Raw genomic sequence first — 23,757 nt, forward strand, 5'->3', positions numbered from 1 at the left:
AACGGACGCATGGCCGGGCAACGCGTTATAATCCCGCTCTTTTTTCCGGAGCGACGTCATGTCCCTGCCCAGCCTTCGCCTCAAAGCCAATGCCGACCGCCGCCTGCGCGCCGGCCACCTGTGGGTCTACAGCAACGAAGTCGATGTCACCGCGACTCCGTTGCAGGGCTTTCAGGCCGGCCAGCAGGCCGTTCTCGAGGCGGCCAACGGCAAGCCGCTGGGCATCGTTGCACTGAGCCCGAACAACCTGATCTGCGCCCGCCTGCTGTCGCGCGATGTCAAGCTGCCGCTGGACAAGTCGCTGCTGGTACACCGCCTGAACGTGGCCCTGTCGCTGCGCCAGCGCCTGTTCGAGCAACCGTGCTACCGCCTGGTCTACGGCGATTCCGACCTGCTGCCAGGCCTGGTGGTAGACCGCTTCTTCGACATTCTCGTGGTGCAACTGGCCTCGGCCACCATGGAAGCGCACAAGGACGACGTGATTGCGGCGCTGGTCCAGGTGCTCAAGCCCAGCGGCATCCTGTTCAAGAACGACTCCTCGGCGCGCGACGCCGAGGGCCTGCAGCGCTATGTCGAGACGGTCTATGGTGAAGTGCCGGACTGGGTGCCGCTGGAAGAGAACGGCGTCAGGTTCGAAGCCCCGGTGCGTGACGGCCAGAAGACCGGCTGGTTCTACGACCACCGCATGAACCGCGCCCGCCTGGCACCGTACGTGAAAGGCAAGCGGGTGCTCGACCTGTTCAGCTATATCGGTGGCTGGGGTGTGCAGGCCGGTGCCTTCGGCGCCAGCGAAGTGTTCTGCGTCGATGCCTCGGGCTTTGCCCTGGATGGCGTGGAACGCAACGCCGCGCTGAACGGCATCAGCGAGAAGCTGACCTGCATCGAAGGCGACGTGTTCGAGGCCCTGCGCGAGCTCAAGGCCGCCGAAGAACGCTTCGACGTGATCATTGCCGACCCACCTGCGTTCATCAAGCGCAAGAAAGACCTGAAAAACGGTGAAGCGGCCTATCGCCGCCTGAACGAGCAGGCCATGCGCATGCTGACCAAGGACGGCATCCTGGTCAGCGCCTCGTGCTCGATGCACCTGCCTGAAGACGACCTGCACAACATCCTGCTCACCAGCGCCCGCCACCTCGACCGCAACCTGCAGTTGCTCGAGCGCGGCGGCCAGGGCCCGGACCACCCGGTGCACCCGGCCATCGCTGAAACCCGCTACATCAAGAGCATCACCTGCCGGTTGCTGCCCAACAGCTGACCGCAACGCCGATGCGCCCCTGCGGGAGCGGGTTCACCCGCTTCCACAGGGTAGGGCAATCACCCTCGCTGCTCGCAAAACGGCCAACTATCCACATCGCCATTCCCTCACCGCCCCAGCGGTGTAGAATCGGCCTATTCATCGCCAGTCATCCCCGGCGGGTTTATGAGCTCTGGCCAGGCACGCGGCGATCCCGCGCAGTCCTCGGCCCCATCCGTGCCAGTGGCAACCGGCCTGCGGTACAAAGGACAAGAGAAGCTCACTCCCCTTTCTGTGACCTGATTAAGCCGCCAGGAGTGTTTCATGCCTGATTACCGTTCAAAGACTTCCACCCAAGGCCGCAACATGGCCGGCGCCCGTGCCCTGTGGCGCGCCACCGGGATGAAGGACGAAGACTTCAAGAAACCGATCATCGCCATCGCCAACTCGTTCACCCAGTTCGTCCCAGGCCACGTGCACCTGAAGGACCTGGGTCAGCTGGTCGCCCGCGAAATCGAACGCGCCGGTGGCGTGGCCAAGGAATTCAACACCATCGCGGTCGATGACGGCATCGCCATGGGCCACGACGGCATGCTGTACTCGCTGCCAAGCCGCGAGATCATCGCCGACGCCGTGGAATACATGGTCAACGCCCACTGCGCCGACGCCATCGTGTGTATCTCCAACTGCGACAAGATTACCCCCGGCATGCTGATGGCCGCACTGCGCCTGAACATCCCGGTGATCTTCGTTTCCGGCGGCCCGATGGAAGCCGGCAAGACCAAGCTGGCCAGCCATGGCCTGGACCTGGTCGACGCCATGGTCATCGCTGCCGACTCTTCGGCCTCCGATGAAAAAGTCGCCGAATACGAGCGTAGCGCCTGCCCGACCTGCGGCTCGTGCTCCGGCATGTTCACCGCCAACTCGATGAACTGCCTGACCGAAGCCTTGGGCCTGGCCCTGCCGGGCAACGGCTCGACCCTGGCCACCCACGCCGACCGCGAGCAACTGTTCCTCACTGCCGGCCGCACCATCGTCGAGCTGTGCAAGCGTTACTATGGCGACAACGACGCGTCGGTGCTGCCGCGCAACATTGCCAACTTCAAGGCGTTCGAGAACGCCATGATGCTCGACATCGCCATGGGCGGCTCGACCAACACCATCCTGCACCTGCTGGCCGCAGCCCAGGAAGCCGAGGTGGCGTTCGACCTGCGCGACATCGACCGCCTGTCGCGCAAAGTGCCGCAGCTGTGCAAGGTGGCGCCGAACATCCAGAAGTACCACATGGAAGATGTGCACCGCGCCGGGGGCATCTTCAGCATCCTCGGCTCGCTGGCCCGTGGCGGCCTGCTGCACACCGACCTGCCGACCGTGCACAGCCGCAGCATGGAAGAAGCCATCGCCAAGTGGGACATTACCCAGACCGATGACGAAGCCGTGCACACCTTCTTCAAGGCAGGCCCTGCCGGCATCCCGACCCAGACCGCATTCAGCCAGTCGACCCGTTGGCCGAGCCTGGACCTGGACCGCGCCGAAGGCTGCATCCGCAGCGTCGAGCACGCCTACTCGCAGGAAGGCGGCCTGGCCGTGCTGTACGGCAACATCGCGCTGGATGGCTGCGTGGTGAAAACCGCCGGTGTCGACGAATCGATCCTGGTGTTCGAAGGCACCGCGAAGATCTTCGAGAGCCAGGACAGCGCCGTGCGCGGCATCCTCGCCGACGAGGTGAAGGCCGGCGACATCGTGATCATCCGCTACGAAGGCCCGAAAGGCGGCCCGGGCATGCAAGAAATGCTGTACCCGACCTCGTACCTGAAGTCCAAAGGCCTGGGCAAGGCCTGCGCCCTGCTCACCGACGGCCGCTTCTCGGGCGGTACCTCGGGCCTGTCGATCGGCCACGCCTCGCCGGAAGCCGCGGCTGGCGGTGCCATCGGCCTGGTGCGCGACGGCGACAAGGTGCTGATCGACATCCCCAACCGTTCGATCAACCTGCAAGTCAGCGACGAAGAACTGGCCCAGCGTCGCGTCGAGCAGGACAAGAAGGGCTGGAAGCCAGCCGAAGTGCGCCCACGCAAGGTGACCACTGCGCTGAAGGCCTATGCCCTGCTGGCGACCAGTGCCGACAAGGGTGCTGTGCGTAACAAGGCGATGCTGGAAGGGCTTTGAGGCCTGACAGAAGAGAAAAAGAACCGGCGCCCTGAGCGCCGGTTTTTTCTGGCTGCAAGGCCCTTTCGCGGTTCACCCGCGAAGAGGCCCGGGGCAAGCCCCCCAAGGCTTACTGAATTTGCTCCGGCGTCACGACCACCCAGTTCTTGTCCGCCGTCACCGGCAAGCCTTCCTTGGCCTGCGCCGCCGCATTCCTGGCAATCATGCCGTTGATCTGGTCCATGTACTTGGCCTTGCGGTTGATCCACAGGTGGATGCCGCCCTTGTCCACGTCCACGCCATGGAACTGCATGTAGCCGTCGCTGGTTGGGGTGTCGCCGCCCACCAGTACCGGTTTCTTCCACTCGTCGATATAGGTCAGGATGGCTGCGTGCTTGCCGGCCATCCAGGTGGCCGGGGTCCACAGGTACGGGGTCAGCTCCAGCCCGACGTTGGCCTTGGCATCGTAGTGTCCGGCAGTGATCTGCTTGCGCGCGGTGGTCAGCTGGCCATTGGCGCGGTCCTTCAGCAGCAGGCTCACACCAATCACGTTCTCAGGCTTCACGTTGTAGCCATATTTGGGATCGGACGCGACCATACGCACCAGCTCCTCCGAGGCGGCAGAGATCACGTAGACCTCGATACCGTTCTCCATCAGCTTGTTGTACAGCTCAGTCTGGCCCTTGAAGACCTTGGGCGGCTGCACCTCGATGGTCTTGACCTGGTCGCCTTCGTAGTAAGTGCTGGGGATCGGCTTGCCGGAGGCCATCATTTCATCCACCTGCACCTTCAGCTCCTGCAGGGTGAAGCCCGAGAACACCTGGGCTACCCACGGGTAGCAGACCATGTCGTCGACTTCACACAACCGGTAGTAATAACTGAACAGGCTTTCCTTGTGGTCGGCGGTGTCCTTGAAGGGCATCAGCTTCAACGAAGGGTCGAGCTTGTCGCGGCTCAGCAGGCCCTTGTTTTCCATGAATGGCAGCAAGGCCTCTTCAAGGTCGTAGCGGTAGCTGGTGTTATCCATGTCGAACACCGCGTAGTTGCCCTTGTTGGCGTTGGCGGCGATCAGGGTATCGAGTTGCTTGGCAGCCTCGGCCGGCCAGTGTTTGAGCTCGGTGGCGAAGGTTTCGATACTGAACAGCAGGGACAAGGCGGCAGCGACAGCTTTCGAAGCAGATTTCATGTACGAATCTCCTGAAATGACCCCGAAACGCTAGTGCAACGAGCGTTGCCGACGGCCTTTCATAACGACCCTCATGCAGCTGCAAACGCCGCGTTCATTGCAATGCGCGACACAGCGTTATTCCATAAACGACTATGCACATTCCATATGTGTATAAATTCGTTTGTTTTCAGGCTGTTAGCATTTCCGTTCGCAATCGCTCACAGAGGCGATGCCTCTTTTGCCTTTTACCGCTGGAGCTTCAATGAACCTGCCGCTGTCCCTTAATCTGCTGGCATTCCTCGCCCTGTTGCTGGGCCTGGCACAAACCCGCCGCACCGACTGGAGCCTGGCCCGGAAGGTACTGCTGGGCCTGGTGCTGGGTGTGGTCTTCGGGCTGGCCCTGCACACGCTGTATGGCGCAGGCCACCCGGTGCTCAAGGCCACCATCGGCTGGCTCGACCTGGTCGGCAACGGCTATGTCGGCCTGTTGCAGATGATCGTCATGCCGCTGATCTTCGCCTCGATCCTCAGCGCCGTGGCACGCCTGCACAATGCCTCGTCGCTGGGCCGCATCAGCGTGCTCAGCATTGGCACCCTGCTGCTGACCACTGCCATCGCAGCATTGATCGGCATCGTCCTGACCAACCTGTTCGGCCTCAGCGCCGAGGGCCTGGTGGCTGGCGCCCAGGAAAGCGCACGCATGCAGGTCATCCACAGCGACTATGCCGGCAAGGTCGCCGACCTCAACATCCCGCAGCTGCTGCTGTCGTTCATCCCCAGCAACCCGGTGGCTGACCTGGCGCGGGCGAAACCGACCTCGATCATCAGCGTGGTGATCTTTGCCGTGTTCCTCGGCCTGGCCGCGTTGCAACTGATCAAGGACGATGCCGAGAAAGGCCAGCGCGTGCTGTTGGCCGTCGACACCCTGCAGGCCTGGGTGATGCGCCTGGTGCGGGTGGTGATGAAGCTGACCCCGTATGGCGTGCTGGCGCTGATGGCCAAGGTGGTGGCCAGCTCGAACATGCAGGACATCCTCAAGCTGGGCAGCTTCGTGGTGGTGTCGTACCTCGGCCTGGGGCTGATGTTCGTGGTGCACGGCATTATCCTCGCCGTCACCGGGGTGAACCCGCTGCGCTTCCTGCGCAAGGTGTGGCCGGTGTTGACCTTCGCCTTCACCAGCCGCTCCAGCGCCGCCAGCATTCCGCTGAACATCGAAGCGCAAACCCGCCGCCTGGGTGTGCCGCAGTCGATTGCCAGCTTCAGCGCCTCGTTCGGCACCACCATCGGGCAGAACGGCTGTGCCGGCCTCTACCCCGCCATGTTGGCGGTGATGGTGGCACCGGCGGTGGGCATCGATACCTTCGACCCGCTGTGGATCGCCACCCTGGTGGCTATCGTTACCCTGAGTTCGGCAGGCGTTGCCGGTGTAGGGGGTGGTGCGACGTTCGCCGCATTGATCGTGCTTCCGGCCATGGGCTTGCCGGTGGAGCTGGTGGCGTTGCTGATTTCGGTAGAGCCGCTGATCGACATGGGCCGGACGGCGTTGAACGTGAATGGTTCGATGACCGCGGGGGTGGTGACCAGCCAGCTGTTGAAAGAGACCGACAAGCTGGTGCTGGCTGGCGATGAACATGCCGAGCTGAGCCATACCTGACGGATTGCCGGGGCTGCTTTGCAGCCCCAGAATCTCAAACCCTGTCCCAAACCTCAAAGTGGTACGCAGGCTTACCTTCCTCAGCCTGCGCCTCGCTCGACACCAGCTTCCACTGCCCCGGATCGAACTCCGGGAACCACGCGTCCCCTTCCGGCGACAACTCGACCCGCGTCAGGTACATGCGACTGGCCAGCCCTTTCTCCAGCGCCTGCCCATACAGCTGCGCCCCGCCGATCAGCATCAGCTCATCGACGCCGTGCTCACGTGCCCACTGCTCGGCCCGCACCAGCGCCTCTTCCAGCGAGCCAAACACCTCGGCTCCCGCCAGCTCCAGGCCTGCCTGCCGGCTGACTACGATATTCAACCGCCCAGGCAGCGGCCTGCCCAGCGAATCCCAGGTCTTGCGCCCCATGATGATCGGCTTGCCCAGGGTGGTGGCCTTGAAGTACTTGAAATCCCCCGGCAAATGCCAGGGCATGGAATTATCGATGCCGATCACGCGGTTTTCGGCGTGCGCCGCGATCAGGCTGAGGGGGAGTGATGTATTCATGCCAGCGAGGATAGCACCGGGCGTGTGGGTTATGCTTCTGCCCTGACCTGTGCAATGGACGACCTTGTGACTGCTCCGACCTCCCTGGACAAGCGCTGGCTCACCGAAGCGGTACGCCTGCGCGAGGAACATGCCGGCCCCCTGGAGGACCAGGAAGCCAACCGCCGCGCCCGCCAGGCAGGCGGTGACCTGGCGACCCGCCTTGAAACCCGAGCGTTGTTCCTGGCTGAACGCGACGGCATGAGCACCGCCCTGCGCCACTGGAAACAAGGTGCGCGCCTGGCACTGCTGGCCTTGCTGATAATGGCGCTGCTCAGCGGCGCGGGGCTGGCCCTGGCGGCCCTCGGTGATGGGCAACGCCCGGTGAATGTATTCTGGGCATTGGCTAGCCTGCTCGGGCTTGACCTGCTGATGCTGCTGGGCTGGGCCATCGGCTTTGCCGCCAGCGGCGAGTATGGCGCCGGGCTGGGTCGCCTGTGGCTGTGGCTGAGCGAACGCTTCGCCCGTGACGCCAGGGCCGCGCACCTGGCCCCGGCACTGCTGGTGCTGTTGCAGCGCCAGCGCCTCAGCCGCTGGTTGCTCGGCCTGCTGGTGCACGGCCTGTGGCTGCTGGCAATGACCAGCGCGCTGGGCATGTTGTTGGCCTTGCTGGCGACCCGACGTTATGGCTTTGTCTGGGAAACCACCCTGCTCGCCGCCGACCCGTTCATCCACCTGACCCAGGCCTTGGGCGCTGTGCCCGCGCTGCTGGGTTTCGCCGTGCCCGACGAGGCCATGATCCGCGCCAGCGGCGGCAGCCTCCCGGCCCTGGACCCGGCCCGCCAGGCCTGGGCCAGCTGGCTGCTTGGCGTGGTGCTAATTTATGGCCTGCTGCCGCGTCTGCTGCTGGCCGGGTTGTGCCTGTGGCGCTGGCGCCAAGGCCGTGCACGCCTGGCGCTGGACCTCAGCCTGCCCGGCTACGCGCAGCTGCGTGATGCGCTGATGCCACGCAGCGAACGCATCGGGGTACAGGACGCCGCGCCCGATGCCTTGCCGACGTTCACCGCCGGCCAACTGGAAAGCGGCAGCAGCGGCGCGCTGCTGGTCGGCCTGGAGCTGGATGATCAGCGCCCCTGGCCACCGCCCTTGCCGAATGGCGTAACCGATGCCGGTGTGCTCGACAGCCGTGAATCGCGTAACCGGCTGCTGGAGCAGCTCAGCCGCTTCCCCCCGGCACGCCTGGCGATTGCCTGCGACCCACGCCGCTCGCCCGACCGTGGCAGCCTGGCGTTGCTCGCCGAACTGGCGCGCAATGCCGGCGCAACCCGCATCTGGCTGTTACAGGCCGCACCGAGCCAGGCCCTCGACGCCCAGCGCCTGGGTGACTGGCACGAAGCCCTCGACCGGCTTGGCTTGGCACATGCCGATACCTCGCCACTGAACTGGCTGGAGCATGGCCATGACTGAGCCACTGAAACTGGCCGTGGTCGGCCACACCAACGTCGGCAAGACCTCGCTGCTGCGCACCCTGACCCGTGACGTCGGCTTCGGCGAGGTATCCCACCGCCCCAGCACCACCCGCCATGTGGAAGGGGCGCGGCTGTCGGTGGACGGTGAGCCCCTGCTGGAACTGTACGATACCCCGGGGCTGGAAGACGCCATCGCCCTGCTCGACTACCTTGAACGCCTGGACCGTCCGGGCGAGCGCCTCGACGGCCCGGCCCGTCTGCAGCGTTTTCTGCAGGGCAGCGAAGCGCGCCAGCGTTTCGAGCAGGAGGCCAAGGTGCTGCGCCAGCTGTTGGCCAGCAATGCTGGCTTGTACGTGATCGACGCCCGCGAGCCGGTACTGGCCAAGTACCGCGACGAGCTGGAGGTGTTGGCCAGCTGCGGCAAGCCGCTGCTACCCGTACTCAACTTCGTCGCCAGCCACTCGCATCGCGAAACGCAATGGCGTGAAGCCCTTGCCCGGCTTGGCCTGCACGCATTGGTGCGGTTCGACAGCGTGGCCCCGCCAGAGGATGGCGAGCGGCGGTTGTACGAAAGCCTGGCGCTGCTGCTGGAAAACGCCCGCCCGGCCCTGCAGCGGCTGATCGACGACCAGCAGGCGCAGCGCCTGGCTCGCCGGCACAGCGGCAAGCGCCTGATCGCCGAACTGCTGCTGGACTGCGCCGCCTGCCGACGCAGTGTCGAGGCCGAGCCGGCTGCCGAAGCCCGGGCCATCGAGGCGCTACGTCAAGAGGTGCGCCAGCGCGAACAGCGCTGTGTCGAAGCGTTGCTCAAGCTGTATGCCTTCCGCCGCGAGGATGCCCATGCCAGCGACCTGCCGTTGCTGGATGGCCGCTGGGGCGACGACCTGTTCAATCCGGAGACCTTGAAACTGCTCGGCGTGCGCCTGGGCAGCGGTGTGGCCGCCGGTGCTGCGGCGGGTGCCGGGGTAGACCTGCTGGTCGGCGGCCTGACACTGGGGGCTGCCGCCCTGGCCGGGGCGATTGCCGGCGGCGCGCTGCAGACGGCGCGCAACTATGGTTCACGATTGATGGGCAAGCTCAAGGGCAAGCGCGAACTGACGGTGGACGATACGGTGTTGCGCTTGTTGGCCTTGCGTCAGCAGCAGTTGATGGTGGCGCTGGAAAACCGAGGGCATGCAGCGCAGGACAGCATTCGGCTGGGGGAACTGGATGAGAAGGCCTGGCGGGAGGGCAAGATGCCGGAGGCGCTGGGCAAGGCGCGAGCGCATCCGCAGTGGTCCACGTTGAACCCTGGGGCGAAGCTGAATCAGGCCGAGCGGCAGGAGCAGTTGGAGGCGCTGGTTTCACAATTTTGAGTGGGCAGATCTGGCCCCTTCGCGGGCATGCCCGCTCCCACAGGCATCTCACATTCCTTGACATGTGCGCTATTCCTATGGGAGCGGGCGTGCCCGCGAAGGGGCCGGTGCAGGTTACTGCTGGGCCACCTTCTCCGACTTGCCGTCATAGCGCTTGCGCCACTCGGCCAGGATCTGGTCACGGTTCTGCGAAGCCCAGGCAAAGTCGTTGTTGATCAGGCGCTGCTCATAGTCCGCCGGCAGTTCGGTCTGTGGCTTGGCGATACCCGGCGCGGCCAGCACGGCAAAGTTCTCCTTGTACAGCTCCATGGCCGCCGGGCTGGCCGAGAAATCCGCCAGGCGCCTGGCCGCATCCGCCTTGGGCGAACCCTTGATCACTGCGGTCGCCTCGATCTCCCAGCCCAGGCCTTCCTTCGGCAGCACAATGTCCAGCGGCGCGCCCTGGCGCTTCAGCTGCACGGCCGGGTACTCGAACGAGATACCGATCGGGAACTCGCCCGCCGCCGCCAGCTTGCAGGGTTTGGACCCGGAATGAACATATTGACCGATGTTCTGGTGCAAGGCATCCATGTAGGCCCAGCCCTGCGGCTCGCCAAAGGTCTGCAACCAGGCACTGACATCGAGGAAGCCGGTGCCGGACGAGGCCGGGTTGGGCATGACGATCTTGCCCTTGTACTCGGGCTTGGTCAGGTCCTGCCAGCTGACCGGCTTGCTCAGGCCCTGTTTCTCGGCCTCGATGGTATTGAAGCAAAGGGTGGCGGCCCACACGTCCATGCCGACCCAGGCTGGCGGGTTGGCAGCATCGCGATAGTTGTTGGCGATCTTGTCCAGGCCCTTGGGTGCATAGGCTTCGAGCATGCCGTTGTGGTCGAGGATGGCCAGGCTCGATGCCGCCAGTCCCCATACGGCGTCAGCTTGCGGGCGATCTTTCTCGGCCAGCAGCTTGGCGGTGATGATGCCGGTGGAGTCACGGACCCACTTGATCTCGATGTCCGGGTTGGCCTTCTCGAAGGCCTGCTTGTAGCTCTTCAGCTGTTCGGCTTCCAGCGCGGTGTAGACCGTCAGCTGGGTCGCCGCGGCCGAAGCCTGCAGGCTGAACACGGCGGAGACAGCAGCGGCAAGTGCAAGGTGCTTGTGCATGGGTAGGTTCCTTACAGGTCAGACGGTCGCGGCGCATTGGCGCCAGGCTTGGGAGCGGCGCAGCAGGCCGCGTGAGGCTGCAGCCAGCAACAGTGAAGCGCCGGCACTGGTCAGCAGGATCAGGGTGGACATGGCGGCGGCACCGCCGACGTTGCCAGCGTCGTCCATGTTCAGCACGGCGACGGCAGCCAGGATGGTGTCGGGGCTGTACAGGAAGATCGCCGCCGATACCGTGGTCATCGCCGAGACGAACAGGTAGCGGATGATGTCCAGCAGCGCCGGCAGGCAGATCGGCACGGTCACCCGCAGGAAGTGCCGGTACAGCGGGGCCTTCAGCGACAGCGCGGCGGCCTCGAACTCGCCGTCGAGCTGGCGCAGGGCGGTGGCCGCGGTCATTTGCGCGGTAGTCAGGTAATGGGCAATGGTGCACACCACCAACAGCCCCATGCCGCCATAGAACACGTGCAGGGGGTTGCCGTTCAGGTTGAAGAAGAACACGTAGCCCAGGCCCAGGACCAGGCCCGGCACAGCCATGGGGATAAAGCTGAGCAAGCGCAGCGCCTGGTTGAGCGGGCGTTGTCCCTGGGTCTTCTCCATCAGGTAGGCACCGGTGAAGATCACGATACTGCCGATCAGCGCAGTACCGCTGGCCATGGTCACGCTGTTGCGGTAGGCCAGCCAGCCGCCCCCGGCGGTGTCCTCGAACAGGTAGTGACGCAGCGACAACGACAGGTTGTAAGGCCAGAAGGTCACCAGCGACGAATACACCGCCATGCCGATCACCAGCAGCAACGCCGCGCACACCAGCAGCACGATGGCCAGGAAGCAGGCATCGCGGCTGCGCGACGGCTTCGGCACGAACACCTGGGCGCGGCCACTCAGGGCCTCGCCCTGGCGTCGGCGCAGCCAGGCGTCGACAGAGAAGCTCAACAGCGCCGGCACCAGCAGCACCATGCCAATCAGCGCACCACGGCCAAACTGTTGCTGGCCGACCACTGCCTTGTAGGCTTCCAGCGCCAGCACCTGATAATCGCCGCCGACCACGACCGGTACACCGAAGTCGGTGATGGTCAGGGTGAACACCAGGCAGAACGCCGCGAACACCGCCTGGCGCGTGGCCGGCCAGGTAACGCTGGTGAACGCCCGCCCCGGCCCGGCGCCCATGCTGGAGGCAGCGTCGAACAGACGCGCATCGGCCAGCGACAAGGCTGACAGCAGGATCATCAGCGCATGCGGAAAGGTGTAGATTGCCTCGCCCAGCACGATCCCCCAGAAGCCGTAGATGTTGTCGTCGAGCAAGCCGCGCAGCAGCCCCTGGTTGCCGAACAGGTAGACCAGGGCAATCGCTGGCAGCATCGATGGCGCCAGCAGCGGCAGCAGGGAAATTCCCCGCCACAGGCCCTTGCCCGGGATCAATGTGCGTTGCAGGGCATAGGCGAACACATAGGCCAGTGGCACTACGATGGCCGCGACGGTGAAGGCGACTGCCAGGCTGTTGCCCAGCAACCAGTGGAAGTTGGCGCTGGTAAACAGCTCGTGCGCCGCCACTAGGCCGCCACCCTGGCCCGCTTCGGCGCTGAAGCCGCGCCAGAAGATCGCCAGCAGCGGCATCAGCACCGCCACCAGCAGCAGGGTCAGCAGCAGGCATTTGCCGCCGACGACGAACAACCGGTCACCCTGGGCGATGCCAGCGTTGTCATTGGCTTGGGCCTGGTTCAATGGCAGGGACATGGGCGCGGCCATCTCAGGCAAACACCTGCAGGCGCTGCGGCGGCAGGGCCACCCAGATATCCTGCGAGCCCAGTCGTGGCATGGCCTCGGGGGCCAGTTCGGCCAGCAGCGCATGGCCTGGCAGGGCCTTGAGCTCGAAGCTCATGCGGCAGCGGTTGCCGAGAAAGGTGATCTCGCGGACCAACGCCGGGAACAGGTTGTCTTCGTGCACCGTCGGGTTGACCGTGATCGCCTCCGGGCGGCAGAACAGCCGGCCACTGCTGGCCTGGGCCGAACCCGGCACCAGGCGCATGTTCATGCTACCGACCTGGGCATGGCTGTCGCCGCTGCGCTGGAACGGCAACCAGTTGCCCTGGCCGACGAATTCGGCGACGAACGGCGTGGCGGGCTTATCGTAGATTGCCTGCGGGGTGGCGTACTGCTCGACCTGGCCGTTGTTCATCACCGCAATGCGGTCGGCCATCAGCATGGCTTCGTCCTGGTTGTGGGTCACCATCAACGTGGTGATGCCCAGCTGGCGCTGCAGCTGGCGCAGTTCGCTGCACAGGTGCTCGCGCACCCGGGCATCCAGCGCTGACATCGGCTCGTCGAGCAGCAGCAGGGAGGGCGACGGCGCCAGCGCGCGGGCCAGGGCCACACGCTGCTGCTGGCCACCCGAGAGCTGACCGGGGTACTTTTTCTCGCTACCGCCCAGGCCGACCAGCTCCAGCATTTCAGCCACCCGTTGACGTGCCTGGTCGCGGCGCCTGCCGGTCAGCCCGTAGGCAATGTTGGCTTCGACGGTCAGGTTGGGGAACAACGCGTAGGACTGGAACAGGATGCCGTAGTCGCGGGCCTGCGGTGGCAGCCTGGAGACATCGCGCTCGCCAATGTACAGCGTGCCGCTGTCCTGGCGCTCCAACCCGGCGATGCAGCGCAACAGGGTGGTCTTGCCGCAGCCGGATGGGCCCAGCAGGCACACCAGCTCGCCGGCGGCGATGTCCAGCGAGACATCATTGAGCGCGGTGAAGGCACCGAAGCGCTTGTGGATGTTGCGCACTTTCATCTGTGCGCCAGGGGTGGTGGGGTTCATGGCAGGGCCTCATCGAAGAGATGGGGGCCATGCTAGGAAGGCTGTGCGAAGGTTCTGTGGCTTTAAGGCAAAAGCCGCTGATAGTGGTATAGGCAGATTTTGTAGGAGCAGCCCTTCCGCGACACAAGGCTGCCCCTACAGGCTGTGCTGGTCTCGAATCAGAAATGCGAACCCGCCACTTCTTGCGCCACCCCGAGGAACGCCGCCGGCAACCTGGCCTGACGCCGCTCCTTCAGGCAATACAGGTACTCATGCATGACTGGCGCGTTGTCCAGCGCCAGCACTCGCAGCTCAGGGTTGTGCGGCACCTCGTGCCGGGCAATCACGCTTATGCCGATATTGCGCAAAACCGCCTCTCGGATCGATTCACGGCTGCCGATTTCCAGCAACGCTCCGGCTGTCACCCCGGCCTCCCGCATCATCTGCTCGGTCAGCTTGCGCGTGGTCGAGCCCTGTTCGCGCAGCAGCAGGCAATGCCCGGCCACCGCCTCGATCGACACCGCCTGGCGGTGGGCCAACGGATGATTGCGGTGCACCGCCACCACCAGCGGGTCGGTCCCCAGCACCCGCCGCACCAGTCGCGCGTCCTCCACCAGCTGCGACGAGGCAGCGATATCCACCCGGTACTCCTCGAGCATTTCCAGTACCTGCTGCGAGTTGCCGATTTCCACCGCCACGTCCACCTGCGGCAGGCGTTCACGGTAGATCTTCACCAGGTCGAGAATGTAGTAAGGCGCCGTGGCGGCAATGCGCAAGCTGCCCTGAGCCTGGCCGCTGTTGCGCAACTCGAACTCGATGTCGGCCTCCTGCTGCAGCAGCGCCTTGACCATCGGCAGCAGGCGCCCGCCCTCCTCGCTCAGCACCAGGCGCCGTCCGCCGCGGTAGAACAGTTCTACCGCGTACTGGCTTTCCAGGTTACGAATCTGCGTGGTCACCGTGGGCTGGCTGAGCCCGAGCTTCTTCGCCGCGAGGGTGATGCTGCCCAGGCGGGCCACCATGTAGAAGGCTTTGAGCTCCGAACTCAGCATGCATGTCCTCTATTTGCGCAACAGACGCAAGCCGTTGAATACCACCAGCAGGCTGACGCCCATGTCGGCAAACACCGCCATCCACATGGTGGCCATGCCGGCAAAGGTGATCGCCAGGAATATCGCCTTGATACCCAACGCCAGAACGATGTTCTGCATGAGGATCGCCGCACTTTGCCGCGACAGCCTGACGAAGGCCGGGATTTTCCGCAAGTCGTCGTCCATCAGCGCAACGTCGGCGGTTTCGATGGCGGTGTCGGTACCGGCCGCCGCCATGGCGAAACCGATCTCGGCGCGGGCCAGCGCCGGGGCATCGTTGATGCCGTCGCCGACCATGCCCACCCGATGGCCCTGGGCATACAGCGCTTCGATGCTCGTCAGCTTGTCGGCAGGCAGCAGGTTGCCTTCGGCGCGGTCGATCCCGACCACGGCAGCGATGGCCTGGGCGGTATGCGGGTTGTCACCGGTCAACATCACGGTCTTGATGCCCAACTCATGCAGCTCGACGATGGCCTGGCGGCTGCTGTCCTTGACCGTATCCGCCACGGCGAACAAGGCCAAGGGGCCGGAGCGGTCGAGCAGCAGCACCACGGTCTTGCCCTGACGTTCCAGCGCATCCAGCTGGGCCTCCAGCTGCGGCGAACACAGGCCCAGCTCCTCGACCATCCGGTGGTTGCCCAAGTGGTAGAGTTCACCCGCAATGCGGCCTCGCACACCTCGGCCGGCCAGGGCGGCGAAATCCTCGACCTCGGCCAGGGCCAGCCCTTGTTGCTTGCCGAACTGGGCAATCGCACGGGATACCGGGTGGTCGGAACGCTCGCCCAGGCTGGCGGCCAGGGCCTGGGCGCGGCCTTCGAACAGCGGCTCCAGCACCTTGGCGTCGGTCTGCACGGGCTTGCCATGGGTGATGGTGCCGGTCTTGTCCAGCGCCAGGAAGTCCAGCTGCCGGCCGCCCTCCAGATACACGCCGCCCTTGATCAGGATGCCTTTGCGCGCGGCGGCGGCCAGCCCGCTGACGATGGTTACCGGGGTCGAAATCACCAAGGCACACGGGCAGGCCACCACCAGCAGCACCAGGGCGCGATAGACCCAGTCGAACCAGGCGCCGGCCATGAACAGCGGCGGTATTACCGCCACGGCCAATGCAATGGCAAATACCACCGGCGTGTAGATGCGCGAGAAGCGGTCGACGAACCGCTGGGTAGGCGCCCGGGCACCTTGCGCTTCCTCGACCGCCTTGATGATCCGCGCCAGGGTCGATTGCCCGGCAGCTGCGGTAACGCGAAACTCCAGAGCGCCCGCCTGGTTGATGGTGCCGGCGAACAGTTTGTCACCCACCGCCTTCTCCACGGGCAGGCTTTCGCCGGTGATCGGCGCCTGATCGACGCTGGATTGCCCGCTGGTCACTTCGCCGTCCAGGCCAATGCGCTCGCCGGGGCGCACCCGCACCAAGGCACCGATGGTCACCTCACGCACTTCCACTTCACGCCATTGGCCATCGGCCTGGCGCACGGTGGCCAGGTCCGGGGCGAGCTGCATCAGGCCACCAATCGCATTGCGCGCGCGGTCCAGCGAGCGGGCTTCGATCAGTTCGGCGACGGTGAACAGCACCATCACCATGGCGGCTTCCGGCCACTGGCCGATCAGCACGGCGCCGGTCACGGCAATGCTCATCAGCGCGTTGATATTGAGGTTGCGGTTCTTGAGCGCGATCCAGCCCTTCTTGTAGGTACCCAGGCCACAGCCAAGGATGGCCGCCAGCGCCAGTGCCGCCACGACCCATTCCGGGGCCAGCGCGGCAAAGTGCACGATCTCCGCGGCGAGCGCGGCGACGCCCGACAAAGCCAGCGGCCACCAGCGGGCCTTGGCCGATTGCGGCGCGTTGGCGCTGCCTTCATCTGCACTGCCAAGCGGCTCGGCTTTCATGCCCAGGCTGTCGATCGCCTGCTCGATTTCGGCAGTGCCGTTCAAGGTGTGACGCACGCCGAGTACGCGGTTTATGAGGTTGAATTCCAGCTGCTCGATGCCCGCCAGCTTGCCCAGCTTATCCTGGATCAGCGTTTGCTCGGTCGGGCAGTCCATGGCCTCGATGCGGAAGCGGCTGAGCTGGGCGTGGCTGCTGGCTTTTCCGCTCACCTGTACCTTGGCGGGCGCAACGGAGGCTTCACAGCAGCTGTGGGCGTGGTGGTGATGCTTGTGTTCGTGGCTGACAGGCTGGTTCATGGGTTCGTCCTTAATATGAGCCTGTTGCCAAGTGAACACCCTGTAGCCACTATAGGGTCAAGCCTCTTGCTGGAGATTTGCTGATGAAGATCGGAGAACTGGCCAAGGCCACCGATTGCGCCGTGGAAACCATCCGCTATTACGAACGCGAACAACTGCTGCCGGAGCCGGCGCGTACAGAGGGCAACTACCGGCTGTACACCCAGGCCCACGTCGAGCGGCTGACCTTCATCCGCAACTGCCGCACCCTGGACATGACCCTGGACGAAATCCGCAGCCTGCTAGGCCTGCGCGACAGCCCGGAGGGTTCTTGCGGCAGCGTCAATGCGTTGATCGACGAGCATATCGAGCACGTGCAGGCGCGGATCGATGGCCTGGTGGCGTTGCAGCAACAGCTTGTGGAATTGCGCCGGCGCTGCAATGCACAGGGGGCTGAGTGCGCGATCTTGCAGCAACTGGAAACGAACGGGGCGGTATCGGTGCCGGATACCGAGCATTCGCATGTGGGGCGTAGTCACGGCCATTGAGCCCAAAAAGCTTCGCGGGCACGCCCGCTCCCACAGGGACCGCGCCGCACCTGAAGGCTGCGCTGTACCTGTGGGAGCGGGCGTGCCCGCGAATAGGCCGGTTCAGGCAATAGCGATCAGTCAGACCGCCATCGGCGCCGTCATCGGCGCATGGTGCTCATACCCTTCCAACCAGAAATCGCTGGGCTCGATCTTCTCCAGCCACTCCGGCTCATACTTGCCAGTCTCGGCAAACGCCGGCACGCGGTCGCTGATCACCAGCTTCGGCGCTTCCAGCGGCTCGCGCTTGAGCTGCTCGTTGAGCATGTCCAGGTGGTTTTCATACACATGGGCATCGCCGATGAAGTAGGTGAACCAACGCGGGGTGTAGCCGGTCAGGCGGCCGAACAGCGACAGCAGCGCCGCGCCTTCGGTGAGGTTGAACGGCGTACCCAGGCCCAGGTCGTTGGAGCGGATGTACAGGGTCAGGGAAATTTCCTTCGTCTCAACATTCGGGTGGAACTGGTACAGCAGGTGGCATGGCGGCAGCGCCATTTCGTCCAGCTGCGCGCAGTTCCAGCCGTGGAACAGGATGCGTCGGCTGCCCGGGTCGTTGGCGATGGTGTCCAGGCACTGACGCACCTGGTCGATGGCCTTGTACAGGATGACGAAGGCGACACCGTTCTCCTCGTCCTGGGCGATGCGGCGGAAGCCTGCCTGCTCGGCCATCTCGATGGCCGCCGGGTTGCTCAGCGGGATGCGCTTGTAGCCCGGCCATTGGCGCCACTGCACGCCATAGATCTCGCCCAGGTCGTCCTGGCCCTGGCGGAACGGGTTGGCCAGCCACTGGGCGTTTTCGTTGGCGTTCTGGTCCCAGACCTTGCAGCCGAGCTCGCGGAATTCACCGGCGTTCTTCACCCCGCGCAGGAAACCGACCATTTCGCCGATCGCCGACTTGAACGCCAACTTGCGCGTGGTGATGGCCGGGAAGCCCTTCTGCAAGTCGAAACGCAGCATGGCGCCCGGCAGGCTGATGGTGCGGATGCCGGTGCGGTTGCCCTGCAGCGTGCCGTTTTCGATGACGTCGCGGACCAGGTCCAGATACTGTTTCATGGCTTACCTGTAGCAAGAACGGCAGGGGGATCGCCCCTGCCGCGGGATTAATCAGGCGGGTTTCGCCGTGGGCTTGCGATTATAAGCCCACCAGATCAGGCCGAGGCCAGCCAGGATCATCGGTACGCAGAGAATCTGACCCATGGTCAGCCAGCCCCAGGCCAGATAGCCAAGCTGGGCATCCGGTACGCGGACGAATTCGACGATGAAGCGGAAGATGCCGTAGAACAACGCGAACATACCCGATACCGCCATCGTCGGCCGCGGCTTGCGCGAGAACAGCCAGAGGATGACGAACAGCGCCACGCCCTCGAGGGCGAACTGGTACAGCTGCGACGGGTGACGTGGCAACTGCGCCGGGTCGCTGAACGGCGGGAAGATCATCGCCCATGGCACATCGGTCGGCTTGCCCCACAGCTCGGCGTTGATGAAATTGCCGATGCGCCCGGCGCCCAGGCCGATCGGCACCAGCGGGGCGACGAAGTCCATCAGTTCGAAGAACGACTTGTTGTTGCGCTTGCCGAACCACAAGGCCGCCAGCATCACCCCAATGAAGCCGCCGTGGAACGACATGCCACCTTTCCAGACCTCGAAGATCAGTGTCGGGTTGGCCAGGTAGGCGTGCAGGTCGTAGAACAGCACATAGCCCAGCCGGCCACCGACGATCACCCCCATCGACAGCCAGAACACCAGGTCGGAGAGCTTTTCGCGCGTCCAGGTGGGGTCGAAGCGGTTCAGCCGGCGCGAGGCGAGCAGCCAGGCCCCGCCTATGCCGACCAGGTACATCAGGCCGTACCAATGGATTTTCAGCGGCCCGATGGCTACGGCCACGGGATCTATCTGCGGGTAAGGCAGCATGGAACTTCCTCTCGGTTCAAATCAGAAAGCTGAGCCCGACGCAGAACAGCAAGGCTGCGAACAGGCGCTTCAACAAACGTGGCGACAACCTGTGCGCCAGGCGTGCGCCGAAACGGGCGAAAAACATGCTGGTCACGGCAATGCCGACCAGCGCCGGCAGGTACACGTAACCCAGGCTATGGGCCGGCAGGTGCGCCTCATTCCAGCCCAGCAGCATGAAACTCAGGGCACTGGCTACGGCAATCGGCAGGCCGCAGGCCGAGGAGGTGGCCACTGCCTGCTGCATGGGCAGGCTGCGCCAGGTCAGGAACGGCACGGTCAGCGAACCACCGCCGATGCCAAAGATCGCCGAGGCCCAGCCGATCACCCCGCCGGCACCGACCAGCGCGGGTTTGCCGGGGATGCCACGGCTGGCCTTGGGCTTGAGGTCGAGCGCCATCTGCGCGGCGATGACCAGGGCGAACACGCCAATGATCTTTTGCAGCAGCGGCCCCTGGATCAGCGAGGCGGTCTTGGCGCCGACACCGGCGCCGATGAGAATGCCCAGTGTCATCCAGGCGAAGATCGGCCATTGCACCGCGCCTTTACGGTGGTGTTCGAGCACGGCGTTGATCGAGGTGAAGACGATGGTCGCCAGCGATGTGCCGACCGCCAGGTGAGTCAGCACCGCGGCATCAAACCCCTGCAAGGTGAAGCTGAACACCAGCACCGGCACGATGATGATGCCACCCCCCACACCGAACAACCCGGCCAGCACACCGGCACAGGCGCCCAACACCAGATAGAGCACGAATTCCATTCGTCTTCCCCGAAAAAACAATCCGGCATGGTAACGGAAGCCGGGCTCGGCGCTCTAGTGAAGTCTGTGTCAGGATGGATCAGCCCCGCCGCTGTGGGTACAGTGGCAAAAACACACAGAGGCTCGAACGATGTGCCTGATCGTATTCGCCTGGCGACCAGGGCATGCCCTGCCGCTGGTGGTGGCGGCCAACCGCGACGAGTTCTATGCCCGCCCTACCCAGGCCCTGGCAGCCTGGGAAGACGCACCAGGGGTGTATGCCGGGCGTGATCTGGAAGCCGGCGGAACCTGGTTGGGGGTGGGTCCGCAAGGGCGTTTCGCGGCGCTGACCAACATCCGCGACCCACGCCAACCGTTGGGTCCACGTTCACGCGGCGAGCTGGTGGCGGCCTACCTGCAGGGTGAGCTGGTGGTCGAGGCCTATCTGGATCAGGTAGCCAGCCGCAGCGGGCAGTATTCAGGTTTCAACCTGCTGGTGGGCGATGGCCGACAGCTTGGCTACCTGCATGCCAGGGATGCCGCACCGCGCTTGCTTGAGGCCGGGGTGTACGGGTTATCCAACGCCGGGCTGGATACGCCGTGGCCGAAGCTGGTGAAAGCGCGGAGCGGGCTCGAGGGGTTGCTGGCCAACGCAGACCCGCAGCGGTTGCTGGCCTTGCTGGCCGATGCCGAACCTGCGCCGGAGGGCGAGTTGCCGGAGACCGGAGTGGGATTGGCGACCGAGAAATTGTTGTCGAGCGTGTTCATTGCCAGCCAGAACTATGGGACCCGGGCGAGTACCGTGCTATTGGTCGATGATCAAGGCAGAAGGCGGCTGATTGAGCGCAGTTTCGGCCCGTTTGGCGGGCATCTTGGTGAAGTTGACCTTTTGCTTTGAGGGCCATGGGGCTGCTTTGCAGCCCCAGCACTTCAGAGGGTCTTGTTGGCCCCTGGCCCGATCATCCGCGCCAACCCGAGGTTCTTCAGGGCCAGCTGCAGCGAGCTGTGGATAACCTGCGGGTTGTCATGGCTCAAGGCCTCCACCAACAGCTCCTTGGCCTTGCTCAGGTTCACCTGACGCAACATCCATTTCACTTTAGGCAGGTTGGTGGCGTTCATCGACAGGCTGTCGAAGCCCATTGCCATCAACAGGATCGCCGCCGCCGGGTCACCGGCCATTTCGCCACAGATGCTCACCGGCTTGCCTTCGCCGTGGGCGTCGCGCACCACCGTGTTGAGCGCTTGCAGCACCGCCGGGTGCAGGTAATCGTACAAATCAGCCACACGCGGGTTGTTGCGGTCCACCGCCAGCAGGTACTGGGTAAGGTCGTTGGAGCCGACCGAGAGGAAGTCGACCTGCCGCGCCAGCTCCTTGGTCTGGTACACCGCCGCAGGAATTTCCACCATCACGCCCACCGGCGGCATCGGCACATCGGTGCCTTCGTCACGCACCTCGCCCCAGGCGCGGTGGATCAGGTGCAGAGCCTCTTCCAGCTCATGGATGCCGGAAATCATCGGCAGCAGGATGCGCAGGTTGTTCAGGCCCTCGCTGGCCTTGAGCATGGCGCGGGTCTGCACCAGGAAGATTTCCGGGTGGTCGAGGGTGACGCGGATGCCACGCCAGCCGAGAAACGGGTTTTCTTCCTTGATCGGGAAGTACGACAGCGATTTGTCGCCACCGATGTCGAGGGTACGCATGGTCACCGGCAGCGGATGGAATGCCGCCAACTGCTCGCGGTAGATGGCCAGCTGCTCCTTCTCGCTGGGGAAGCGCTGGTTGATCATGAACGGCACTTCGGTGCGGTACAGGCCCACCCCTTCGGCGCCGCGCTGCTGGGCACGGGCCACGTCGGCGAGCAGGCCGGTGTTGACCCACAGCGGCATGCGGTGGCCATCCGGGGTCACGCATGGCAGTTCGCGCAAGGCATCCAGGCCGCGGGCCAGCTGGCGTTCCTCTTCGACCACATCGCTGTACTGCTTGCGCAGCACTTCGCTGGGGTTGGTGAACACCTCGCCCTTGTAGCCGTCGACGATCATCTCGATGCCGTCGACCTTGGAATAGGGCAAATCGACCAGGCCCATCACCGTGGGGATGCCCATGGCGCGGGCCAGGATGGCGACGTGGGAGTTGCCCGAACCCAGCACCGAGACCAGGCCGACCAGCTTGCCTTCCGGCACTTCGCCGAGCATCGCCGGGGTCAGCTCTTCACTGACCAGGATGGTGTTGTCGGCATACACCAGCGACTGCGAGCGGGCCTCCTGCAGGTAGGCCAGCAGGCGTCGGCCAAGGTCCTTGACGTCTGAGGCGCGCTCGCGCAGGTAGTCATCGTCCATCAGCTCGAAGCGGTTGACGTGCTCACCCACCACCTGGCGTAGCGCGCCCTGGGCCCACTGGCCGGTCTTGATGACTTCGGTCACTTCACCGCCCAGGGCCGCGTCCTCGAGCATCATCAGGTACACATCGAACAACGCACGTTCTTCCGGGCGCAGCTGGGTGGCCAGCTTGGCGGACAGCTTGCGCATGTCGTCGCGCACGCCTTCAAGGGCGTTCTGGAACAGGTTCAGTTCGGCGTCGATGTCATCGACGGTCTTGTCCGGCACCACTTCCAGGTCGGCCGGCGGCAGCATCACCACCGCGCGCCCCACGGCGGCGCCAGGCGAGCCCGGCACACCGACGAAGCGCGCTTCCTGGATGCCCTTGCCCTGGCGGCCCAGGCCGCGGATCGAGCCGGTCGCCTCGGCATGGGCGATAACCCCGGCCAGTTGCGCGCTCATGGTGACCAGGAAGGCTTCTTCGCCCTCGTCGAACTGGCGACGCTCCTTTTGCTGGATGACCAGTACCCCGACCACGCGGCGGTGGTGGATGATCGGCGCACCGAGGAAGGAGGCGAATTTCTCTTCACCGGTTTCGGCGAAGTAGCGGTAACGCGGGTGATCGGCAGCGTTTTCCAGGTTCAGCGGCTCTTCCCGGGTACCGACCAGGCCAACCAGGCCTTCGTTGGGGGCCATGCTGACCTTGCCGATTGAGCGCTTGTTCAAGCCTTCGGTGGCCATCAGCACGAAGCGGTTGGTTTCCGGGTCGAGCAGGTAGACCGAGCAGACCTGGCTGCCCATGGCCTCCTTGACACGCAAGACAATGATCCCCAACGCCGACTTGAGATCTTTGGCGGAGTTTACTTCCTGGACGATCTTGCGCAGCGTATTGAGCATGGCTCGGGGTCGAACTCCGTCGTCAGTCGCGCGTCAGCAGACGCGGTGCTAGCTCTTTCAGGGCGCGCCGGTAAACCTCGCGCTTGAATGTCACAACCTGGCCCAGCGGGTACCAATAGCTGACCCAACGCCAGCCGTCGAATTCCGGCTTGCCGGTCAGGTCCATCCGCACCCGTTGTTCGTTGCTGACCAGGCGCAGCAGGAACCACTTCTGCTTCTGGCCGATGCACAACGGCTGGCTATGCGTACGCACCAGCCGCTGAGGTAAACGATAACGCAACCAGCCACGGGTGCAGGCAAGAATTTCCACATCATCGCGTTCCAGGCCAACTTCTTCGTTCAGCTCGCGGTACAGGGCGTCTTCCGGCGTCTCGTCAGGGTTGATGCCACCCTGGGGAAATTGCCAGGCATCCTGGTTGATCCGTCGAGCCCATAGCACCTGCCCGGCATCATTCGTGAGAATGATCCCGACATTGGGGCGAAAACCATCCGGGTCGATCACGGCAGCAACCTCGCAAACGCATGTCACAGCATTGTTCCACAA

19 protein-coding genes are annotated in these 23,757 nt (G+C 64.6%); 7 read left to right on the forward strand and 12 right to left on the reverse strand.

Annotation, left to right across the window (positions count from 1 at the left end; all coding sequences use genetic code 11):
- Positions 1-58: 58 nt before the first annotated feature.
- Together ACLEJP_RS19930 and ilvD are read left to right on the forward strand one after the other, a co-directional pair.
- Positions 59-1,255, forward strand: coding sequence for a class I SAM-dependent rRNA methyltransferase (locus ACLEJP_RS19930; RefSeq protein ID WP_440809116.1), 1,197 nt, complete (start codon positions 59-61; stop codon positions 1,253-1,255).
- A 303-nt stretch (positions 1,256-1,558) separates the two neighbouring features.
- Positions 1,559-3,400, forward strand: a complete 1,842-nt coding sequence (ilvD, locus tag ACLEJP_RS19935) for a dihydroxy-acid dehydratase (protein WP_440809118.1) — start codon at positions 1,559-1,561, stop codon at positions 3,398-3,400.
- A gap of 109 nt (positions 3,401-3,509) precedes the next feature.
- Here ilvD and ACLEJP_RS19940 read toward each other — a convergent pair whose 3' ends face one another.
- Positions 3,510-4,565 (reverse strand): haloacid dehalogenase-like hydrolase, encoded by a 1,056-nt coding sequence (locus tag ACLEJP_RS19940; protein ID WP_440809120.1) that lies wholly within the window; start codon positions 4,563-4,565, stop codon positions 3,510-3,512.
- A 244-nt stretch (positions 4,566-4,809) separates the two neighbouring features.
- On the opposite strand from ACLEJP_RS19940, the gene ACLEJP_RS19945 reads away from it, so the two are divergent.
- Positions 4,810-6,201, forward strand: a complete 1,392-nt coding sequence (locus tag ACLEJP_RS19945) for an L-cystine transporter (RefSeq protein ID WP_440809122.1) — start codon at positions 4,810-4,812, stop codon at positions 6,199-6,201.
- A gap of 34 nt (positions 6,202-6,235) precedes the next feature.
- Here the strand turns inward: ACLEJP_RS19945 and ACLEJP_RS19950 are convergent, their stop codons facing one another.
- The gene (locus tag ACLEJP_RS19950; RefSeq protein ID WP_440809124.1) at positions 6,236-6,751 is read right to left on the reverse strand and encodes a dihydrofolate reductase; all 516 of its coding nucleotides are present in this window, start codon (positions 6,749-6,751) and stop codon (positions 6,236-6,238) included.
- A 54-nt stretch (positions 6,752-6,805) separates the two neighbouring features.
- On the opposite strand from ACLEJP_RS19950, the gene ACLEJP_RS19955 reads away from it, so the two are divergent.
- Both ACLEJP_RS19955 and ACLEJP_RS19960 read left to right on the forward strand, forming a co-directional pair.
- Positions 6,806-8,197, forward strand: a complete 1,392-nt coding sequence (locus tag ACLEJP_RS19955; protein WP_440809126.1) for a DUF2868 domain-containing protein — start codon at positions 6,806-6,808, stop codon at positions 8,195-8,197.
- A complete protein-coding gene (locus ACLEJP_RS19960) occupies positions 8,190-9,554 on the forward strand; it encodes a GTPase/DUF3482 domain-containing protein (protein WP_440809129.1) in 1,365 nt (454 codons plus the stop codon). The genes ACLEJP_RS19955 and ACLEJP_RS19960 overlap by 8 nt, the downstream gene beginning before the upstream one ends.
- A gap of 114 nt (positions 9,555-9,668) precedes the next feature.
- Here ACLEJP_RS19960 and ACLEJP_RS19965 read toward each other — a convergent pair whose 3' ends face one another.
- The 5 genes from ACLEJP_RS19965 to ACLEJP_RS19985 form a co-directional block, all read right to left on the reverse strand.
- Complete coding sequence (locus ACLEJP_RS19965) at positions 9,669-10,694, reverse strand: putative 2-aminoethylphosphonate ABC transporter substrate-binding protein (protein WP_440809131.1); 1,026 nt, start codon at positions 10,692-10,694, stop codon at positions 9,669-9,671.
- A gap of 18 nt (positions 10,695-10,712) precedes the next feature.
- Complete coding sequence (locus ACLEJP_RS19970; RefSeq protein WP_440809133.1) at positions 10,713-12,437, reverse strand: putative 2-aminoethylphosphonate ABC transporter permease subunit; 1,725 nt, start codon at positions 12,435-12,437, stop codon at positions 10,713-10,715.
- A 1-nt stretch (position 12,438) separates the two neighbouring features.
- Positions 12,439-13,497: a putative 2-aminoethylphosphonate ABC transporter ATP-binding protein gene (locus tag ACLEJP_RS19975; protein WP_440809135.1), complete on the reverse strand. Its 1,059-nt coding sequence runs from the start codon at positions 13,495-13,497 to the stop codon at positions 12,439-12,441.
- 158 nt (positions 13,498-13,655) lie between these two features.
- Positions 13,656-14,525, reverse strand: a complete 870-nt coding sequence (locus tag ACLEJP_RS19980) for a LysR family transcriptional regulator (RefSeq protein ID WP_440809137.1) — start codon at positions 14,523-14,525, stop codon at positions 13,656-13,658.
- Between the two features lie 9 nt (positions 14,526-14,534).
- Entirely contained in the window at positions 14,535-16,748 is a 2,214-nt protein-coding gene (locus tag ACLEJP_RS19985; protein WP_440809139.1) for a heavy metal translocating P-type ATPase, read from the reverse strand.
- An 83-nt stretch (positions 16,749-16,831) separates the two neighbouring features.
- On the opposite strand from ACLEJP_RS19985, the gene cadR reads away from it, so the two are divergent.
- A complete protein-coding gene (gene cadR / locus ACLEJP_RS19990; RefSeq protein ID WP_440809141.1) occupies positions 16,832-17,275 on the forward strand; it encodes a cadmium resistance transcriptional regulator CadR in 444 nt (147 codons plus the stop codon).
- 120 nt (positions 17,276-17,395) lie between these two features.
- Here cadR and ACLEJP_RS19995 read toward each other — a convergent pair whose 3' ends face one another.
- From ACLEJP_RS19995 to ACLEJP_RS20005, 3 genes are read right to left on the reverse strand one after another with little or no spacing between them, the layout of a single operon-like run.
- Positions 17,396-18,367, reverse strand: coding sequence for a thymidylate synthase (locus ACLEJP_RS19995; protein ID WP_440809144.1), 972 nt, complete (start codon positions 18,365-18,367; stop codon positions 17,396-17,398).
- Between the two features lie 51 nt (positions 18,368-18,418).
- Positions 18,419-19,225, reverse strand: coding sequence for a prolipoprotein diacylglyceryl transferase (lgt, locus tag ACLEJP_RS20000; RefSeq protein WP_170033507.1), 807 nt, complete (start codon positions 19,223-19,225; stop codon positions 18,419-18,421).
- A 16-nt stretch (positions 19,226-19,241) separates the two neighbouring features.
- Positions 19,242-20,024: a sulfite exporter TauE/SafE family protein gene (locus ACLEJP_RS20005; RefSeq protein ID WP_440809147.1), complete on the reverse strand. Its 783-nt coding sequence runs from the start codon at positions 20,022-20,024 to the stop codon at positions 19,242-19,244.
- Positions 20,025-20,154: 130 nt separating this feature from the next.
- On the opposite strand from ACLEJP_RS20005, the gene ACLEJP_RS20010 reads away from it, so the two are divergent.
- Positions 20,155-20,901, forward strand: coding sequence for an NRDE family protein (locus ACLEJP_RS20010; RefSeq protein WP_440809150.1), 747 nt, complete (start codon positions 20,155-20,157; stop codon positions 20,899-20,901).
- Positions 20,902-20,933: 32 nt separating this feature from the next.
- On the opposite strand, the gene ptsP is transcribed toward ACLEJP_RS20010, so the two are convergent.
- Positions 20,934-23,213: a phosphoenolpyruvate--protein phosphotransferase gene (gene ptsP, locus ACLEJP_RS20015; protein WP_225779643.1), complete on the reverse strand. Its 2,280-nt coding sequence runs from the start codon at positions 23,211-23,213 to the stop codon at positions 20,934-20,936.
- A 22-nt stretch (positions 23,214-23,235) separates the two neighbouring features.
- Complete coding sequence (locus tag ACLEJP_RS20020; RefSeq protein ID WP_003249017.1) at positions 23,236-23,715, reverse strand: RNA pyrophosphohydrolase; 480 nt, start codon at positions 23,713-23,715, stop codon at positions 23,236-23,238.
- Positions 23,716-23,757: the final 42 nt, after the last annotated feature.

It is taken from the genome of Pseudomonas sp. SMV7, assembly GCF_052041995.1.
Classification (GTDB): Bacteria; Pseudomonadota; Gammaproteobacteria; order Pseudomonadales; family Pseudomonadaceae; genus Aquipseudomonas.

Excerpts from the sequence above, each read along its gene's own strand:
- ACLEJP_RS19930 (WP_440809116.1), top strand. The coding sequence starts at position 59 with ATGTCCCTGCCCAGCCTTCGCCTCAAAGCCAATGCCGACCGCCGCCTG.
- ilvD (WP_440809118.1), top strand. The coding sequence starts at position 1,559 with ATGCCTGATTACCGTTCAAAGACTTCCACCCAAGGCCGCAACATGGCC.
- ACLEJP_RS19940 (WP_440809120.1), bottom strand. The coding sequence starts at position 4,565 with ATGAAATCTGCTTCGAAAGCTGTCGCTGCCGCCTTGTCCCTGCTGTTC.
- ACLEJP_RS19945 (WP_440809122.1), top strand. The coding sequence starts at position 4,810 with ATGAACCTGCCGCTGTCCCTTAATCTGCTGGCATTCCTCGCCCTGTTG.
- ACLEJP_RS19950 (WP_440809124.1), bottom strand. The coding sequence starts at position 6,751 with ATGAATACATCACTCCCCCTCAGCCTGATCGCGGCGCACGCCGAAAAC.
- ACLEJP_RS19955 (WP_440809126.1), top strand. The coding sequence starts at position 6,806 with ATGGACGACCTTGTGACTGCTCCGACCTCCCTGGACAAGCGCTGGCTC.
- ACLEJP_RS19960 (WP_440809129.1), top strand. The coding sequence starts at position 8,190 with ATGACTGAGCCACTGAAACTGGCCGTGGTCGGCCACACCAACGTCGGC.
- ACLEJP_RS19965 (WP_440809131.1), bottom strand. The coding sequence starts at position 10,694 with ATGCACAAGCACCTTGCACTTGCCGCTGCTGTCTCCGCCGTGTTCAGC.
- ACLEJP_RS19970 (WP_440809133.1), bottom strand. The coding sequence starts at position 12,437 with ATGGCCGCGCCCATGTCCCTGCCATTGAACCAGGCCCAAGCCAATGAC.
- ACLEJP_RS19975 (WP_440809135.1), bottom strand. The coding sequence starts at position 13,497 with ATGAACCCCACCACCCCTGGCGCACAGATGAAAGTGCGCAACATCCAC.
- ACLEJP_RS19980 (WP_440809137.1), bottom strand. The coding sequence starts at position 14,525 with ATGCTGAGTTCGGAGCTCAAAGCCTTCTACATGGTGGCCCGCCTGGGC.
- ACLEJP_RS19985 (WP_440809139.1), bottom strand. The coding sequence starts at position 16,748 with ATGAACCAGCCTGTCAGCCACGAACACAAGCATCACCACCACGCCCAC.
- cadR (WP_440809141.1), top strand. The coding sequence starts at position 16,832 with ATGAAGATCGGAGAACTGGCCAAGGCCACCGATTGCGCCGTGGAAACC.
- ACLEJP_RS19995 (WP_440809144.1), bottom strand. The coding sequence starts at position 18,367 with ATGAAACAGTATCTGGACCTGGTCCGCGACGTCATCGAAAACGGCACG.
- lgt (WP_170033507.1), bottom strand. The coding sequence starts at position 19,225 with ATGCTGCCTTACCCGCAGATAGATCCCGTGGCCGTAGCCATCGGGCCG.
- ACLEJP_RS20005 (WP_440809147.1), bottom strand. The coding sequence starts at position 20,024 with ATGGAATTCGTGCTCTATCTGGTGTTGGGCGCCTGTGCCGGTGTGCTG.
- ACLEJP_RS20010 (WP_440809150.1), top strand. The coding sequence starts at position 20,155 with ATGTGCCTGATCGTATTCGCCTGGCGACCAGGGCATGCCCTGCCGCTG.
- ptsP (WP_225779643.1), bottom strand. The coding sequence starts at position 23,213 with ATGCTCAATACGCTGCGCAAGATCGTCCAGGAAGTAAACTCCGCCAAA.